15 protein-coding genes are annotated in these 17,045 nt (G+C 67.7%); 2 read left to right on the top strand and 13 right to left on the bottom strand.

Features of this window, described 5'->3' with window-relative positions; all coding sequences use genetic code 11:
- The first annotated feature begins 3 nt into the window (after positions 1-3).
- A complete protein-coding gene (locus O9Y01_RS14165; protein WP_269632250.1) occupies positions 4-966 on the top strand; it encodes an AEC family transporter in 963 nt (320 codons plus the stop codon).
- Positions 963-3,479, top strand: a complete 2,517-nt coding sequence (locus O9Y01_RS14170; RefSeq protein WP_269632251.1) for an alpha/beta hydrolase family protein — start codon at positions 963-965, stop codon at positions 3,477-3,479. Before O9Y01_RS14165 ends, O9Y01_RS14170 begins: the two co-directional genes overlap by 4 nt.
- Before the next feature lie 18 nt (positions 3,480-3,497).
- Here the strand turns inward: O9Y01_RS14170 and O9Y01_RS14175 are convergent, their stop codons facing one another.
- From O9Y01_RS14175 to O9Y01_RS14235, 13 genes are all read right to left on the bottom strand, one after another.
- Positions 3,498-5,618 carry a primosomal protein N' gene (locus tag O9Y01_RS14175; RefSeq protein ID WP_269632252.1) on the bottom strand — a complete coding sequence of 707 codons (2,121 nt, stop codon included), beginning with the start codon at positions 5,616-5,618 and terminating at the stop codon, positions 3,498-3,500.
- A 559-nt stretch (positions 5,619-6,177) separates the two neighbouring features.
- Positions 6,178-7,266 (bottom strand): uroporphyrinogen decarboxylase, encoded by a 1,089-nt coding sequence (gene hemE / locus O9Y01_RS14180; protein ID WP_269632253.1) that lies wholly within the window; start codon positions 7,264-7,266, stop codon positions 6,178-6,180.
- An 84-nt stretch (positions 7,267-7,350) separates the two neighbouring features.
- On the bottom strand, positions 7,351-8,220 hold the full coding sequence (locus O9Y01_RS14185) for a D-hexose-6-phosphate mutarotase (protein ID WP_269632254.1): 870 nt from the start codon (positions 8,218-8,220) through the stop codon (positions 7,351-7,353).
- A 168-nt stretch (positions 8,221-8,388) separates the two neighbouring features.
- On the bottom strand, positions 8,389-8,805 hold the full coding sequence (locus tag O9Y01_RS14190; protein WP_183105856.1) for a F0F1 ATP synthase subunit epsilon: 417 nt from the start codon (positions 8,803-8,805) through the stop codon (positions 8,389-8,391).
- 167 nt (positions 8,806-8,972) lie between these two features.
- Positions 8,973-10,385, bottom strand: a complete 1,413-nt coding sequence (gene atpD / locus O9Y01_RS14195; RefSeq protein ID WP_183105857.1) for a F0F1 ATP synthase subunit beta — start codon at positions 10,383-10,385, stop codon at positions 8,973-8,975.
- 48 nt (positions 10,386-10,433) lie between these two features.
- Positions 10,434-11,306 (bottom strand): F0F1 ATP synthase subunit gamma, encoded by an 873-nt coding sequence (gene atpG, locus O9Y01_RS14200; protein ID WP_269632255.1) that lies wholly within the window; start codon positions 11,304-11,306, stop codon positions 10,434-10,436.
- Between the two features lie 55 nt (positions 11,307-11,361).
- The gene (atpA, locus tag O9Y01_RS14205) at positions 11,362-12,915 is read right to left on the bottom strand and encodes a F0F1 ATP synthase subunit alpha (RefSeq protein WP_183105859.1); all 1,554 of its coding nucleotides are present in this window, start codon (positions 12,913-12,915) and stop codon (positions 11,362-11,364) included.
- Between the two features lie 85 nt (positions 12,916-13,000).
- Entirely contained in the window at positions 13,001-13,534 is a 534-nt protein-coding gene (locus O9Y01_RS14210; protein WP_269632256.1) for a F0F1 ATP synthase subunit delta, read from the bottom strand.
- A gap of 2 nt (positions 13,535-13,536) precedes the next feature.
- Entirely contained in the window at positions 13,537-14,007 is a 471-nt protein-coding gene (locus O9Y01_RS14215) for a F0F1 ATP synthase subunit B (RefSeq protein ID WP_183105861.1), read from the bottom strand.
- A gap of 37 nt (positions 14,008-14,044) precedes the next feature.
- Positions 14,045-14,302, bottom strand: coding sequence for a F0F1 ATP synthase subunit C (gene atpE / locus O9Y01_RS14220; RefSeq protein ID WP_269632257.1), 258 nt, complete (start codon positions 14,300-14,302; stop codon positions 14,045-14,047).
- A 77-nt stretch (positions 14,303-14,379) separates the two neighbouring features.
- On the bottom strand, positions 14,380-15,258 hold the full coding sequence (gene atpB / locus O9Y01_RS14225; RefSeq protein WP_269632258.1) for a F0F1 ATP synthase subunit A: 879 nt from the start codon (positions 15,256-15,258) through the stop codon (positions 14,380-14,382).
- Between the two features lie 14 nt (positions 15,259-15,272).
- On the bottom strand, positions 15,273-15,857 hold the full coding sequence (locus O9Y01_RS14230) for an ATP synthase subunit I (RefSeq protein WP_269632259.1): 585 nt from the start codon (positions 15,855-15,857) through the stop codon (positions 15,273-15,275).
- 247 nt (positions 15,858-16,104) lie between these two features.
- Positions 16,105-17,007 (bottom strand): SMP-30/gluconolactonase/LRE family protein, encoded by a 903-nt coding sequence (locus tag O9Y01_RS14235; protein ID WP_269632260.1) that lies wholly within the window; start codon positions 17,005-17,007, stop codon positions 16,105-16,107.
- Positions 17,008-17,045 lie beyond the last annotated feature (38 nt).

Raw genomic sequence — 17,045 nt, forward strand, 5'->3', positions numbered from 1 at the left:
CTCATGCAAGCCGTCATCGCCGTCACCGTGCCTTTCTTCGCCCTGGTGCTCTGCGGCTACCTGGCCGCACGCCGGGGACTGCTGGCGGAAAGCGCCATCCCGGGGCTCAACACCTTCGTGCTCTTCTTCGCGCTGCCCTGCATGCTGTTCCGCTTCGGCGCGAGCACGCCGCTGCTGGAGCTGCTGAGCCCGGCGGTGCTGGCGGTCTACCTGGCCTCGGCCCTGCTGATCGTGGGCGTGACCCTGTTCCTGACGCTGGACGACGTCACCCATCTCAAGGACGCCTCCTTCGGCGCCCTGGTCGCCGCCTTCCCCAACACCGGCTTCATGGGCGTGCCCCTGCTGGTGGCACTGATGGGGCAGGCCGCGGCGGCGCCGGTGATCTGCACCATCCTGGCCGACCTCATCGTGACCAGCTCCCTGTGCATCGCGCTGGCCCGGGCCCACGATGCCGGCGGCAGCCATTGGCGCGTGGCCCTCTGGCAGGCGCTCAGGGGCGCGCTGTCCAACCCGCTGCCCTGGGCCATCGCCCTGGGCGCGCTGAGCTCGGTCAGCGGCTACACCCTGCCCCCCATGCTCATGACGGTGGTCAAGATGCTGGGCGATGCCGCCTCGCCGGTGGCCCTGTTCACCATCGGCGCGGTGCTGTGGCGCGCCGGCCAGCATGCCCACACGCGCACGCCCCCGGAGCGCTACCTGCCGGTGGCCCTCATCAAGCTCTTCGGGCACCCGACCCTGGTGCTGCTGCTCGGCGCCACGGCAGTCAAGATGGGCCTGGACCTCAGCCCCTTCCAGCTGCATGTGCTGGTGCTGGCCGCAGCCCTGCCCAGCGCCAGCAACGTCTCGCTGCTGGCCGAGCGCTACGGTGCGGACAACGGCCGCATCGCCCGCATCATCATGGCCTCCACCGTGATCGCCTTCTTCAGCTTCAGCGGGCTGGCGACCTGGCTGGTGCCGCAGCCATGAGCCTGGGCCTTGATGCCCCCGTCAGCCGCGTGCGCTATCGTGCGCGGCATCCTGCCCCCGCCGCCATGCGCCTTCTCCGCCACGTCCTCACCGTCCTGCCCGGGCTGCTGCTTGCCAGCGCCCTGCTGCCCACGGCCGCCGGTGCAGCCGGCTACCAGCAGCCCTCGGCCGCCGTGCGCGAGCTGCTGGACACCGCGCCCCTGCCCCGCCTGCTCCCCTCACCGGACCGCCAGCAGCTGGCGCTGATCGAGATGCGCCGCTTCTCGACCATCGAGGACCTGCAGCGCCCCACCCTGCACCTGGCCGGTACCCGCTTCGACGCCGGCAGCAGCGTGGCGCCGGGCGTCGCGGCCATCCAGCGCCTGCGCCTGAGGGCCCTGCTGCAGCCGGACGCGCCGGAACGCGTGGTCGAGCTGCCCGCCGGCGGCCTGTGGCATGACTTCGCCTGGGCACCCGACGGCCAGCGCTTCCTCATCGAACGCCGCATGGAGCGGGCCAACGAGCTGTGGGTGGGTGACACCGCCAGCGGCGCCGTGCGCCCCATCCAGGGCCTGCGGCTCAACGAGGTGCTGGCCCAGGGCGAGAAGGCGTGGCTCAACCCGCGCGAGCTGGTCGTGCTGAGCGTGCCCGACCACCGCGGCCCGCCGCCCCGCCTGGCGCCCCAACCCATCAGCGAGGAAAGCCGGGGCCTGGCCTCACCCGAGCGCACCCATCCTGATCTGCTGCATGGCCCGCAGGACGAGGCCCTGTTCGAGTACCACGCCCGCTCGGTGCTGACCTGGGTGGACCTCGCCAGCGGCGCCAGCCGGGACCTCGGCCCGCCCCAGCTCTACAGCAGCGTGAGCAGCGTGGGCGAGGGCCAGTACCTTCTGACCGAGCGCATCAGCCGCCCCTTCAGCTACCGCCTGCCCTGGGACGATTTCCCGACCACCGTGGAAGTGCGCCAGCGCGACGGCAAGCTGATCCGCGAGCTGGCGCGCATGCCGCTGAAGAGCGGCGTGGCCATCGACGGCGTGCTGCCCGGGCCGCGCGTGTTCTATGCCTCGCCCATGAAGGATGCGGCCGTCTACTGGATCGAGGCCCTGGACGGCGGCAACCCGGCCCAGCGCGTGGCCTTCCGCGACCGCGTGATGCGCCTGGACCCGCCCTTCACGGGCGAGCCGCTGGAGGTGCAGCGCATGCCGCACCGCTTCTCGCGCCTGCAGTTCCTGGACGACGGCCAGAACGCCCTGCTCACCGAGGTCGACCGCCAGCGCGCCTGGCAGCGCAGCTACCTGCTGCCGCTCAAGGGCACGCAGAGCAAGCCCCTGTTCGAGTTCAGCCAGCGCGAGCGCTTCCGCCACCCCGGCACGCCGCTGACGCGCCTGCTGCCCAACGGCCACCTCGTGGTGCAGACCCTGGGCGGCGACCTGCTGATGACGGGCCCCGGCGCCAGCCCCAAGGGTGATCGCCCCTTCCTGGACCGCTTCTCGCTGCGGGACCTCAGCGCCCAGCGCCTGTTCCAGTCGCCCGAGGGCAGCTACGAGACGCCCCTGGCCGTGCTGGAAGGCGGCAAGCAGTTGCTGCTCAGCCGCGAGAGTGCCAGCGAGCCGCCCAACCTCGCGCTGCGCGAGCTGGCCTCGGGCAACAGCCTGCAGGCCCTCACGCGGCTGAAGGACAACACGCCGCAGCTGCGCAGGATCCGCCGCGAGTTCATCAGCTTCAAGCGCTCGGACGGCGTGGACATGTCCTTCTGGATGTACCTGCCGCCCGACTACAAGGAGGGCGAGCGCCGCCCCACCCTGGTCTGGGCCTATCCGCTGGAGTACAGCGACGCCTCCATCGCCAGCCAGGTCAGCGGCGCCCCCAACCGCTTCCTGAGCTTCAACGGCATCAGCCCCCTGGCCCTGCTGCTGGACGGCTTCGTGGTGCTCTACGACGCCCACATGCCCGTCGTGGGCGACCTGAAGACGGTGAACGACGGCTTCATCGAGCAGATCACCATGAACGCCCGCGCCATCATCGACAAGGCCGAGGACCTGGGCGTGTCCGACCCGAAACGCATGGCCGTGGGCGGCCACAGCTACGGCGCCTTCATGGCCGTCAACCTGCTGGCGCACACCGACCTCTTCAAGGCCGGCATCGCCCGCAGCGGGGCCTACAACCGCACGTTGACGCCCTTCGGCTTCCAGAGCGAGCGCCGCTCACTCTGGGACGCGAAGGAGGTCTATCTCAACCTCTCGCCCCTGCTCTATGCACCGCAGATCAGGGAGCCCCTGCTGCTGCTGCACGGCGAGCAGGACGGCAACGCGGGCACGCCGCCGCTGCAGAGCGAGCGCCTGTACCACGCGCTGTCCGGCCTGGGCGGCACGGTGCGCCTCACGATGCTGCCCCTGGAATCCCACGGCTACAGCGCCCGCGAGTCCGCCGGCCATGTGCAGTGGGAGATGAGCCGCTGGCTCAAGACCTGGCTGGGCGACCCGCGGGACAACGGCCGTGAACCGCGCGAGGGCAAGGCCTCGGCACCGCGCTGAGGCCGCCGCGCGCAGGGCTCAGATCGCCAGCGGGTCGACGTCGATGGCCCAGCGCAGCAGGCCGCGGTGCTCGCGCTTGAGCGCCTGCAGCAGGGGCAGCCAGTGCCACAGCAGGCGCTGCAGGGCCGAGCGCTGGCCGCATTCGATCAGCATCTGGAAGCGCTCCACATTGGCCACGCGGGCCACGCTCATGGGCACCGGCGGGTAGATCAGCGCCTGCTGCGCATCCGGCAGCGCCTGGGCCAGCGCCGCGGCCGCCTCAAGAAAGGCCTGCGCGCCCTCGGCGGTGCGCGCCTCGGCCCGCATCAGGGCCAGGTGCGAGAAGGGCGGCAGCGCGGCGGACTCACGCTCCGCGAGCTGGCTGGCGGCAAAGAACTCGTAGTCGTGCCGCTGCAGAGCCTGGTAGAGCGCGTGCTGCGGGTGCCAGGTCTGCACCCACATCTCACTGCGCGCGGCCACCTCGGCATCCCGCCCTGCGCGGCCGGCGGCCTGCATCAGCAACGCGAAGAGGCGCTCGGGCGCGCGGAAGTCGCTGGAGAAGAGCGCGCCGTCCGGGTTCACCGCGGCCACCAGCGTGATGCGGCGGAAGTCGTGGCCCTTGGTGATCATCTGCGTGCCCACGAGGATGTCCACCTCGCCCGCATGCACGGCGCCGAGCTGCTCCTCCAGCTGGCCCTTGTGCTTGGTCGAGTCGGCGTCGATGCGGGCCACGCGGGCACCGGGCAGGGCCTGCGCCAGCTGCTCCTCCAGGCGCTCGGTGCCACGGCCCAGGGGCGCGATGTCCAGGTTGCCGCAGGTCGGGCAGGCCATGGGCACGCGCTCGGCAAAGCCACAGTGGTGGCAGCGCAGGCTGCGGTCGCCCTTGTGGAAGACCCGCCAGGCGCTGCAATGCGGGCAGTCGCTCTTCCAGTTGCACTCGCCGCAATGCAGCACGGGGGCGTAGCCGCGGCGGTTCAGGAAGATCAGGCTCTGCTCGCCGCGGGCCAGGCGCTGGCGCAGCGCCTCCAGCAGGGGCGCGGTGAGGGCCGTGGTCACGCCTTTTGTGCGCGCCAGGGTGTTCATGTCAAAGAGGCGCACCCGCGGCATGGCGCCGCCGCCGATGCGCTGGGGCATCACCAGGCGCTGGTAGCGGCCGGTGTTGGCGTGATGCCAGCTCTCCAGCGAGGGCGTGGCCGAGCCCAGGATCACGGGCACCTTCTCCAGCCGCGCCCGGTAGACCGCCAGGTCGCGGGCCGAATAGCGCGCGCCGTCCTGCTGCTTGTAGCTGGGGTCGTGCTCCTCGTCCACGGCGATCAGCCCGAGGCGCGGCAGCGAGGCAAAGACGGCCAGGCGCGTGCCCAGGATCAGCTCGGCCTGGCCCAGGTGGGCGGCCAGCCAGTTCTGCAGGCGCTGCGCCGGCGTGAGGCCGCTGTGCAGGGAGACGATGCGCCGCCCGGCGAAGCGCTCCGCGAAACGGGCCTCCAGCTGCGGCGTGAGGTTGATCTCGGGCACCAGCACCAGCACCTGCCGCCCCTGCGCCAGGGCCTGCTCGGCGGCACGCAGATAGACCTCGGTCTTGCCGCTGCCGGTCACGCCATAGAGCAGCACCGGCGTCGGTGCTGCCGCCTCGGGGGCGGACTGGAGCATGCCGTCCAGCTGGGCCAGGGCCGCCTGCTGCGCCTCGCTGAGCTGGGGCATCACGGGCGGCGCTTCGGGCGCCGGCGGCGGGGGCAACTTGGCCAGCTTCTTGAGCTTGGCCTGCAGCTGCTTCGCGCTGACCTCGCGCAGCTGCGGTGGCAGCACGGACAGGGCCAGCTCGCCGATGGCGCGCTGGTAGTACTGCGCGGCGAACTCCACCAGTCGGCGCCAGGACGCCGACAGCGGCGGCAAGGCGTCCAGCACCTCGCCCACCTCGCGCAGCTCCTCGTCAGGCAAGACCTGCCCCCCGGGGGCCAGGTCTTGCCCGGGCGCGTCCCAGACCAGGCCCAGCAGCTCCCGCTTGCCCAGGGGCACCTGCAGCAGGGTGCCCGGCGGCCAGGCCTGCGCGGCGCGGTAGCTCAGGGGGTCGCTGAGGCCGCTGTGCTGGGGCGCATCAACGGCCACCTGCAGGCGGTGCAGCGGGCTCGCCGAGGGTGCTTCGGCCGGGTCAGCGGTGCTCATCGATCGCCTCCGGAGCCCTCGCGGCCAGGCAGGCGAAGGCCCGGCCGGAGCCCTGGAAAGCCTGTCGCACTTGCCGCGTTTTCTGCATGTCTGCCCTCGAAATCCCCGCTAACTGCTTGATTCATCCAGGCTGTTGGCGCCGGGCGCGCTCAAGCTGTGGATAACTTTGTGCAAAAGTTGCGCTCACCGCCGGACCGATGGTTCCGCCCTGCCCCCGTCCGTTCAGCCCTGCGGACTGCCGATTCGCGATGCGAACTGATCAACATCAATAAAATCAAGCACTTAGCCAGCAATCGTGGAAACCCCGAGATGCGCCGCAGCAATTGCCACAAGCTGGAACGCCCGCCCCCTTTTTGGGGATAAGTGTCTACTTACTGTGCAGACTTCACAGCCATTGGGCCGTTGATTCACGGGACTTGCGCGGCGATTCCACCGCTCATGGCCCGCGATTCATCGGGACGCGCCCCTGCCCCTTCCCGGCCCAGCCGGCTGGCCCTCCGCAAGGCCTGCTGCGCTGGCCGGAAGGCGGCTGGCCGCCATTCTGGCGCAGCAGCCGGGATCAGGCCTGGCGCAGACGGCGCGAGTGCTGGTGCACCTCGTCCACCAGGTGCAGCACGTGCTCCGGCGGCGTGAACTGGCTGATGCCATGGCCCAGGTTGAAGACATGGCCGCCCCAGCCGCCGTCGGCCCGCTGCGGACGGCCAAAGCTGTCCAGCACGCGGCGGACCTGGGCGCGGATGGCCTCGGGCGGCGCGAACAGCACGTTGGGGTCCAGATTGCCCTGCAGGGCGACGCGGTCCTGCACCTGGGCGCGGGCCTTGGCCAGGTTGGCCGTCCAGTCCAGGCCGACGACATCGGCACCCGCCTCGGCGATCTCGTCCAGCCACAGGGCGCCGCCCTTGGTGAAGAGAATGCGCGGGATGCGCTGGCCTTCGTGCTCGGTCTTGACCTGCGCCAGCACGCGGCGCGAGTAGGCCAGGCTGAATTCCTGGAACATGCCGTCGGCCAGCACCCCGCCCCAGGAGTCGAAGACCATCACGGCCTGCGCGCCGGCCTCGATCTGGGTGTTGAGGTACTGGGCCACGGCGTCCGCGTTGACCTGCAGGATGCGGTGCATCAGGTCCGGGCGGCTGTACATGAGGGCCTTGACCTGGCGGTAGTCGTCCGAGCCGCCGCCCTCGACCATGTAGCAGGCCAGGGTCCAGGGGCTGCCCGAGAAGCCGATCAGCGGCACGCGGCCGTTGAGCGCCTTGCGGATGGAGCTGACGGCGTCGAAGACGTAGCGCAGCTTGTCCATGTCCGGCACGGCCAGCGCGGCCACGGCGGCTTCGTCACGCACGACCTTGGCGAACTTGGGCCCCTCGCCCTGCTGGAAGGACAGGCCCAGGCCCATGGCGTCGGGCACGGTGAGGATGTCGCTGAAGAGAATGGCGGCGTCCAGCGGGTAGCGCTCCAGCGGCTGCAGCGTGACCTCGGTGGCGTAGTCGGTGTTGGTGGCCAGGCCCATGAAGCTGCCGGCCTGGGCGCGGGTGTCGCGGTACTCGGGCAGATAGCGGCCGGCCTGGCGCATCAGCCAGACGGGCGTGTAGTCGGTCGGCTGGCGCAGGCAGGCGCGCAGGAAGGTGTCGTTTTGCAGGGGAGCGCTCATGGGCCGCGATTATCGGCGTCTTGAGCCAGGTCATGCCGGGGCTGGATCAAGAAGACGCGCTTCGCGCCCCGGGCGCCTTCGGCATCAGGCCAGGCGCAGGCTCTGCATGCCGCTCCACACCTCGCCCGGCTGCAGGGGCACCGGGCGTTCGATGGCCGCGGACTCCACGCACAGGAAGTGCTGGTAGCCCTCAGCGGGCATGTCGGCCAGCTGTGCGCACTTGGCGGCGCCGGGGTTCCAGACCACGGTGTCCTCGAAGCCCTGCTGCAGCAGATCCAGGGCGCGGCGCTGCGGGCCGGACTCGTCGATCAGCTGCAGCGGGTTCTTCACCTGGTAGTAGATGCGGTCCAGGTCCTCGCAGCCGGGGCTGCCGGGCAGGACCAGGTCGCTGCGTTGCAGCTGCTCGCCGTTCTTCACCTGGTCCCAGTAGTGCAGGCCGGCCAGGCCGCGCAGGCTGGTGGCGTCCAGGGCGCCGGTGCGCAGATAGGTGTGCAGGGCGGCGGTGAAGTCGAAGGCCGTGTCACCGGTGTTCTCCACGGCCAGCTCGATGTCCAGGCTCTGCCCGCTGACCCGAACCGACAGCTCGGCCGAGAAGGCATGCGGCCAGACCATGCGGGTGGCAGCGTCGTCGGTCAGCTGCAGCACAGCCAGGGCGTCGTCGGCGCCCTGCTCGGCCTGCAGCAGCTGCCAGGGCTTGGTGCGGGCGAAGCCATGGCGCATCAGCGGCCCCCGCGCGCTGAACTGCGGAAAGATCAGGGGCACGCCGCCGCGGATGGCCTGGCCCGTCGCGAAGGCGCTCTTGGGCGAGAGGTACAGCTGCTCCTCCCCGCCCGCGGGGATCCAGGAAGTCAGGTGCGCGCCGTGCAGCAGCAGCACCGCACGGGCGCCATCGGGCGCGACGAGTTCCAGGGCTTCGAGGCCGTGGTGGCGGGTCAGGGCGATGGGCGTGGGCATGGCGGGAACCTGTAGCGTGGCGGCGGATGCTGCCTGAATTCGAGGACCTCGGCTGAAATCGGCTGAAATCCGGAAAGGGAAAAGACAACGCCCGCCGGACTTGCGTCGGCGGGCGCCGTGGGAAGACCACCGCTCAGCGGCCCGGGGGCAGGCTGAGGGCGGCGGCCCTCACTTCTTGCGGAACTTGCGCAGGGCTGCGATCTGGGCAGCCATGGCGGCGAACTCGCCTTGCGCCTTGGCGAAGTCGATGTCGCTCTTGGCGTTCTTCATCGCTTCCTCGGCCAGCTTCTTGGCCTCGGTGGCCTTGGCTTCGTCCAGGTCCTTGCCGCGGATGGCGGTGTCGGCCAGCACGGTCACGCAGTTCGGCTGCACTTCCAGAATGCCGCCGGCCACGAACACGAACTCTTCCTGGCCGTTGTCAGCGCGCTGGATGCGCACCGCGCCCGGCTTGATGCGGGTGATCAGCGGCGTGTGCTGCGGCAGGATGCCCAGCTCACCACCTTCACCCGGCAACGCGACGAACTTGGCCTCGCCCGAGAAGATGCTCTCCTCGGCGGACACCACGTCAACATGAATGGTTGCCATGTTCAATCTTTCTAGCGTTGAAGTTGAAGTAAGTCCGCTTCCCTGTCTTCATCACGAGTAAGAAGCTGCAGGAAGCGAGCAGACGGCGCGCTGGCTAGGCGCCGCGCACAGCCGGACTACCTGTCCGGCGAGCACGGCAACGACGCCAGCGCGTCGTATGCGAAGTCTTACTGCAGCTTCTTCGCCTTTTCGAAGGCTTCGTCGATGGTGCCAACCATGTAGAACGCCTGCTCCGGCAGGTGATCGCACTCGCCAGCCACAATCATCTTGAAGCCGCGGATGGTTTCCTTCAGGGGCACGTACTTGCCGGGCGAGCCGGTGAACACTTCGGCCACGTGGAAGGGCTGCGACAGGAAACGCTGGATCTTGCGAGCACGGGCCACGGCCAGCTTGTCTTCAGGAGACAGCTCGTCCATGCCCAGAATCGCGATGATGTCGCGCAGTTCCTTGTAGCGCTGCAGCACTTGCTGGACGGCGCGGGTGGTCGTGTAGTGCTCTTCGCCGACCACGTTCGGGTCCACTTGACGCGAGGTCGAGTCCAGCGGATCCACGGCGGGGTAGATACCCAGGGCGGCGATGTCACGCGACAGCACGACGGTGGCGTCCAAGTGGGCGAAGGTCGTGGCGGGAGACGGGTCGGTCAAGTCATCGGCAGGCACGTACACGGCCTGGATGGAGGTGATCGAACCGACCTTGGTCGAGGTGATCCGCTCTTGCAGACGGCCCATTTCCTCGGCCAGCGTCGGCTGGTAGCCCACGGCGGAGGGCATGCGGCCCAGCAGTGCGGACACTTCGGTACCGGCCAGGGTGTAGCGGTAGATGTTGTCCACGAAGAACAGCACGTCACGGCCTTCGTCACGGAAGGACTCGGCGATGGTCAGGCCGGTCAGGGCCACGCGCAGACGGTTGCCCGGGGGCTCGTTCATCTGGCCGTAGACCATGGACACCTTGGACTCGCCCAGGTTCTCCAGGTTCACGACGCCGGAATCGGCCATCTCGTGATAGAAGTCGTTGCCCTCACGGGTACGCTCGCCCACACCAGCGAACACCGACAGACCCGAGTGAGCCTTGGCGATGTTGTTGATGAGTTCCATCATGTTCACGGTCTTGCCCACGCCGGCGCCACCGAACAGACCCACCTTGCCGCCCTTGGCGAACGGGCAGATCAGGTCGATCACCTTGATGCCGGTTTCCAGGAGGTCCTGCGAGGGGCTCAGCTCGTCGTACGAGGGGGCGGCACGGTGAATCGAAGCGGTCAGCTCCGAGGACACCTCGCCTCGCTCGTCGATGGGGTTGCCCAGCACGTCCATGATGCGACCCAGGGTGGCCTTGCCCACCGGCACCTTGATGGTGTCGCCGGTGTTGAAGACTTCGGTGCCGCGGCGCAGGCCGTCGGACGAACCCAGGGCGATGGTACGCACCACGCCGTCGCCCAGCTGCTGCTGAACTTCCAGCGTCAGGGCGGAACCTTCCATCTTCAAGGCGTCGTACACCTTGGGCATCTGGTCACGCGGGAATTCCACGTCCACCACGGCGCCGATGCACTGAACGATCTTGCCCACTGATTGAGTGTTAGCCATTTTTTCGTTCCTTCAATTCCAAAACTTTTGCTGCTGCGTCTGCTGCGATCAGCCCACGGCGGCGGCGCCGCTGACGATTTCGCTCAGCTCCTTCGTGATCGCGGCCTGGCGGGTCTTGTTGTAGACCAGCTTCAGCTCACCGATCAGGGTGCCTGCGTTGTCAGTGGCGGCCTTCATGGCCACCATGCGCGCCGATTGCTCGGACGCCATGTTCTCGGCGACGGCCTGGTAGACCAGGGCCTCGGTGTAGCGCACCAGCAGCTCGTCGATGACGGTCGCGGCGTCGGGCTCGTAGAGGTAGTCCCAGCTGTGCGAGGCCTTGTCCGTCTGCATGTCGTCGGCCGACAGGGGCAGCAGCTGCTGCACCACCGGCTCCTGCTTCATCGTGTTGATGAAGCGGGTGTAGCAGAGGTAGACGGCGGACAGCTCGCCAGCGGCGTACTTGTCCAGCAGCACCTTGACGGGGCCGATCAGCTTCTCGATGTGCGGCTGGTCACCCAGCTGCGTGGCGTGGGCCACGACCTTGGCGCCGATGCGGTTCATGAAGCCCAGGCCCTTGTTGCCGATGGCAACGACCTCAGCCTTCTGACCCGTGGACTCCAGATCCTTGAGCTTGGTGGTGACCGCGCGCAACAGATTGGTGTTCAAGCCGCCGCACAGACCCTTGTCCGTCGTGACCACCACGAAACCGGCCGACTTCGCCTGGTCATTGCGGACCATGAAGGCATGCTGGTACTCGGGATTGGCCTTGGACAGATTGGCCGCGATGTTGCCGATCTTGTCGCTGTAGGGACGGGCCGCACGCATCCGGTCCTGCGCCTTGCGCATCTTGGATGCCGCGACCATCTCCATGGCCTTGGTGATCTTCTTGGTGTTCTCGACCGACTTGATCTTGCCGCGAATTTCCTTGCCTGCTGCCATGATTTCTCCTGTTAGGGCCGGGTGCTCACCGAGGTTTGCACCCGGTCATGGTTGCTTAGGCAAAAGACTTCTTGAACGTGGTGATCGCAGCGTTCAGCTCGGCTTCCGCGTCCTTGTCCATGGCCTTGTCGGCTTCCAGCTTCGCCAGCAGAGCGGCGTGGCTGGTCTTCAGGAACTGGTGCAGACCGTGTTCGAAGGCCAGGACCTTCTTCACTTCCAGGCTGTCCATGAAGCCCTTGTTCACCGCGTACAGCGTGGCAGCCATCAGGCTGATGCTCAGCGGCGAGTACTGGGCCTGCTTCAGCAGCTCGGTCACGCGGGCGCCGCGGTCCAGCTGCTTGCGGGTCGCTTCGTCCAGGTCGGAGGCGAACTGCGCGAAGGCAGCCAGCTCACGGTACTGGGCCAGGTCGGTACGGATACCGCCGGACAGCGACTTGATCAGCTTGGTCTGGGCAGCACCACCCACGCGCGACACCGAGATACCGGCGTTGATGGCGGGGCGGATACCTGCGTTGAACAGGTTGGTTTCCAGGAAGATCTGACCGTCGGTGATCGAGATCACGTTGGTCGGAACGAAGGCGGACACGTCACCAGCCTGGGTTTCGATGATGGGCAGCGCGGTCAGCGAACCGGTCTTGCCCTTCACTTCACCCTTGGTGAACGCTTCCACGTAGTCGGCGTTCACGCGAGCGGCGCGCTCCAGCAGACGGCTGTGGAGATAGAACACGTCGCCGGGGAAAGCTTCGCGGCCCGGGGGACGGCGCAGCAGCAGCGACACTTGGCGGTAGGCCACGGCCTGCTTGGACAGATCGTCATAAACGATCAGGGCGTCCTGGCCACGGTCACGGAAGTACTCGCCCATCGTGCAGCCGGAGTAGGCCGACACGTACTGCATGGCAGCGGATTCAGACGCCGAGGCAGCCACCACGATGGTGTATTCCATCGCGCCAGCCTGTTCCAGAGCACGCACCACGTTCTTGATCGACGAAGCCTTCTGGCCGATCGCGACGTAGACGCAGGTCATGTTCTGACCCTTCTGGTTGATGATGGCGTCGATGGCCACGGCGGTCTTGCCGGTCTGGCGGTCGCCGATGATCAGCTCGCGCTGGCCACGGCCGACGGGCACCATCGAGTCGATGGACTTCAGGCCGGTCTGCACCGGCTGGTCCACGGACTTGCGGGCGATCACGCCGGGAGCGACCTTCTCGATCACGTCCGTCATCTTGGCGTTGATCGGGCCCTTGCCGTCGATGGGCTGGCCCAGGGCGTTCACCACGCGGCCGATCAGCTCGGGGCCGACGGGCACTTCCAGGATGCGGCCCGTGCACTTCACGGTGTCGCCTTCGGAGATGTGCTCGTAGCCACCCAGGATCACGGCGCCGACGGAGTCGCGCTCGAGGTTCAGGGCCAGGCCGAAGGAGGGTTGGCCGCTGGCGTCAGCCGGGAACTCCAGCATTTCGCCTTGCATCACGTCGGACAGGCCGTGGATGCGCACGATGCCGTCGGACACGGACACCACGGTGCCCTGGTTACGGACGTCCGTCGTGCTGCCCAGGCCCTCGATGCGGCTCTTGATCAGTTCGGAAATTTCAGCAGGATTCAGTTGCATTGCTTGCTCCCATCTGGTCGGGCGTCTGTTGCCAGAGCGCGGGTGACACAGGGATGAATCGGATAAGGTGTCTTCGCGCTGGTGCTTAAGCGGTGAGCGCCACTTTCATGCGGTCCAGGCGGGCCTTGACGGAGGTGTCGAGCACCTCATCGCCAACCACCACCCGGATACCGCCGATGAGAGCGGGCTCCAGCTGAACATGGGCTTCGAGCTTGCGACCGAAGCGCTTTTCCAGCGTCGCGACCACGTCCGCCAACTGGGCCGGCTCGATCGGATAGGCACTGAAGATCTGCGCATCGGCGACGCCGGCGGCTGCATTGGCGAGCACGTGGAACTGCTCCACGACCGCCGGCAGCGCCGAGAGGCGGCCGTTGTCGATCACCGCGCGCAGGAAGTTCTGCAGCTCCGGCGCCAGGGTCTGCTTGGCAGCGGCCGTCATGATGACGAACACCTGCTCGGCGGTGACCTTGGGGTTGTCGGCAAACGAGCGCAGGTCAGCATCCTGTGCGACCAGGGCCAGCGCATCAAGCTGCTGACCCCAGGTCTTCACATCGTGCTTCTTCGCGACCTGATAGAGCGCCTCAGCGTAGGGGCGTGCAATGGTGGCGAGCTCAGCCATGATTACAGCTCCGTCTTCAGACGGCCCAGCAACTCGGCGTGCACGCTGGCATTGACCTCGCGCTGCAGAATTTGCTCGGCGCCCTTCACGGCCAGCACGGCGACCTGCTCGCGCAGGGCCTCGCGGGCACGGGTGGCCTGCTGCTCGGCATCAGCCTTGGCAGCGGCCACGATCTTGGCGCCTTCTTCTTCTGCACGCTTCTTGGCCTCGTCCACGATGGCGGCGGCGCGCTTTTCAGCGTCAGCCAGCAGCTTGGTGGTCTCGTTGCGCGCAATGGCCCGTTGCTCATCTGCCGCCTTGTTGGCGGTGGCCAGCTCAGCCTTGGCCTTGTCGGCGGCAGCCAGACCCTCGCGGATCTTGCCTGCACGCTCGTCCAGGGCCTTGGTGATCGGCGGCCAGATGAAGCGCATCGTGACGAACACGAGCACTGCGAACGGGATCCACTGAATGAAAAGGCTTGCGTTGATATTCACGGCACGATCCTTTCAGTCGTGAAAGGGGACGTGGCGCTTAGTGAGCCAGGCCAGCGGTGAAGGGGTTGGCGAAGGCGAACAGCAGAGCGATAGCGACGCCGATCAGGAAGGCAGCGTCGATCAGGCCGGCCAGAATGAACATCTTGGTTTGCAGTTCGTTCATCAGCTCGGGCTGGCGAGCGGAGGACTCCAGGAACTTGCCACCCATCAGCGCGATGCCGATGGAAGCGCCGATAGCGCCCAGACCAACGATGATGCCGCAAGCCAGTGCCACGAGGCCGAGGATGTTTTCCATTTTGTGCTCCTGAAGAGGTTAGAAAAGAAAGAAAGGAAACGAGAAAAAGAAAGAGGTGCCCGACTGAAGGTCTTCAATCAGTGCGCGTCATGGGCCTGGCCGATGTAGATCAGCGTCAGCATCATGAAGATGAAGGCCTGCAGCACGATCACGAGGATGTGGAACAGGGTCCAGACAGTGCCGGCGACGATGTGGCCGATGGCCAGACCGATGCCCGTGCCCGTCAGCGCCCAGCCGCCACCCATCAGGGCGATCAGCATGAACACGAGCTCGCCTGCGAACATGTTGCCGAACAGTCGCATGCCGTGGGACACGGTCTTGGCGAGGAATTCGATCATCTGCATGGCGAAGTTGAACGGCCACAGCACGGGGTGCGCGCCGAAGGGTGCCGAGATCAGCTCGTGACCCCAGCCGCCCAGGCCCTTGATCTTGATGTTGTAGAACAGGCAGAGCAGCAGCACGAAGGTGGACATGCTCAGCGTGGTCGACAGGTCGGCCGTGGGCACAACGCGCATGTAGGCGTGGTGCGGGTCATGGCCGGTAGCGGCGACGTAGTTGCCCCACAGCTTGGGCAGCCAGTCCACGGGCAGCATGTCCATGGCGTTCATGAAGAAGATCCACACGAACACGGTCAGGGCGACAGGGCCCACGACCTTGCGGCTCTTCTCGTTGTGGATCACGCCCTTGGCCTGGTTGTCGACCATCTCGACCAGGATCTCGACGGCAGCCTGGAAGCGGCCCGGCACGCCGGAGGTGGCCTTGCGGGCGGCACGCCACAGGAAGAAGACGGCCAGGAAGCCCAGCACGACGGAATAGATCAGCGAGTCCAGGTTGAAGACGCTGAAATCGACGATGCCATGCTGCTTCTGGTCCACCAGAGCAAAGTTCTTCTGCCAGTGCTGCAAGTGGTGAGTGATGTACTCACCTGCGGTCGGCGCGTGTCCTTCTGCTGCCATGTTCAGGGTTCCGTCTAATTTTTGTTTCGGCCCCACCGAAGCAGGACCAGCCAGTAAACCTTGAGGCACACGACCATCGTCAGCAGCAGTGCTGGCCAACGCAGGTCGGGCACCCCTTTGATCACCGCCAACAGGATGACGGCGACCAAGAGAATCTTGATCAGCTCCCAGACCATCAGGGAGAGCAATGCAGCTCCCGCCATGCCGGCCGGGCGCCGGGTCATCCCCCATGCCATCAAGGCATTGGGGCCGACCACGGCCAAGGCGCCGAACAGCGCCGACAGCCCGTGGCGCGCCGAACCGAAAAAGGTCCACAGCGCCACCATCAGCACCGCAGCCACCGCCTGGAACAAGACCACACGCCAGGGCGACGTCGCTCGGTGCCGGGCCCGCCAAGCTGCCGCCTCTTCAGGCGTCAGGGGCTCACAGGCCTTGAAATCTTCCTCGCCGTCCTCATTCCATGGATCAGGGCGCACGCCGGTGGGCGTGCCGGGAACCTGCTGCGCAGGCTGCAGGGAAGCTGCAGCCGCTGGCGGAGCCGCTGCATGGGTCGCTTGGGCGTCATCGGCCGAGGCGGCGTCATGCGGTTCGGAGCTCACGGATCCTTGGGGGTCGATCGGCAAAACCCAAAGATTATATGTGGTTTCCCCTTACAAGCACTTAACAGACGCCCAACAATGCATCAGGGCTTGCCCTTGACAAGGTCCGGCAAGTGCCTTTTGTCATCAAGATGCACCCGAACGACGCTCAGTCGCCCATGGCTGAGGCGGGCGGCCCGAGGCCTGCCGGGGCAGGAATGCACTGCGCTGGAGGCCAGCGCCCACCCCGGGGCAGGCGCCGCCGCTCCTACAAGGTCACGGCCGGCACCGGCAGGCCGGGCACTTCCACGCGCAACTGCAGGACGCAGCCTGCCCAGGGCTGCTCGGCCACTTCCTCCGCAGGCCGCCCCTGGCGGGCAGTGGTGATGAAGAGCGTCCGCAGGTCCGGCCCGCCGAAGGCCGGCATGGTGGGGCAGCGCACAGGCAGGGGCAGCTCGGTCAGCACCTCGCCCTCGGGTGAGAGGCGCAGCAGCCGCTGCCCCTCGAACATCGCGACCCAGTAGGCCCCTTCAGCGTCCACGGCCGCGCCGTCCGGCCGCCCGCCATAGCTCGACAACGGCTGGCCGACCTCGCGCGGCGCGAAGCGCGCCAGCACGCGGGGCTCGCCGGGCAGGCCGGCGGCGGGGTCGTAGTCGCGCACCTGGACGGTGTGCGCCTTGGTGTCAGAGCAGTAGAGCCGGCGACCATCGGGGCTGAAGGCCAGACCGTTGCCGGTGCTCACGCCGGCGATGAGGGCCTGGCAGCCCTGCGCGTCCAGGCGGTAGAAGAAGGCCTCGGGTGCGCGGGCGTCGTCGATGCCGCCGATCCACCAGCGGCCCTGCGGATCGGCCTTGCCGTCGTTGAAGCGCTGGCGGGAGGGATCGTAGGGTGGCGGCAGCAGCAGCTCGGAGCGGCCGGTCGCGGGGTCGAAGGCATGGACGCCGTCGCGCCGCGCCATCAGCAGGCCACCGCGGGCCCGCACGGCAATGCAGCCCGGCTCGGCCGGCAGGGGCCAGCGGTCCAGGGTCTCGCCATCGGCCCGCAGGCGCAGCAGGGCTTTGCCGGGGATGTCCACCCAGTAGAGCGCCTGCTCCTGGGCATGCCACAGCGGAGACTCGCCCAGCCCGGCAGCGTGCGGGTGGGCGGGGCGGATGTCGGGGGAGAGGCTCATGGCGGCACTTCGGGCGGGGAAGGGAGCCATGCTAGCGG

This window comes from Pelomonas sp. BJYL3 (assembly GCF_027257975.1).
Classification (GTDB): domain Bacteria; phylum Pseudomonadota; class Gammaproteobacteria; order Burkholderiales; family Burkholderiaceae_C; genus Roseateles_B; species Roseateles_B flavus.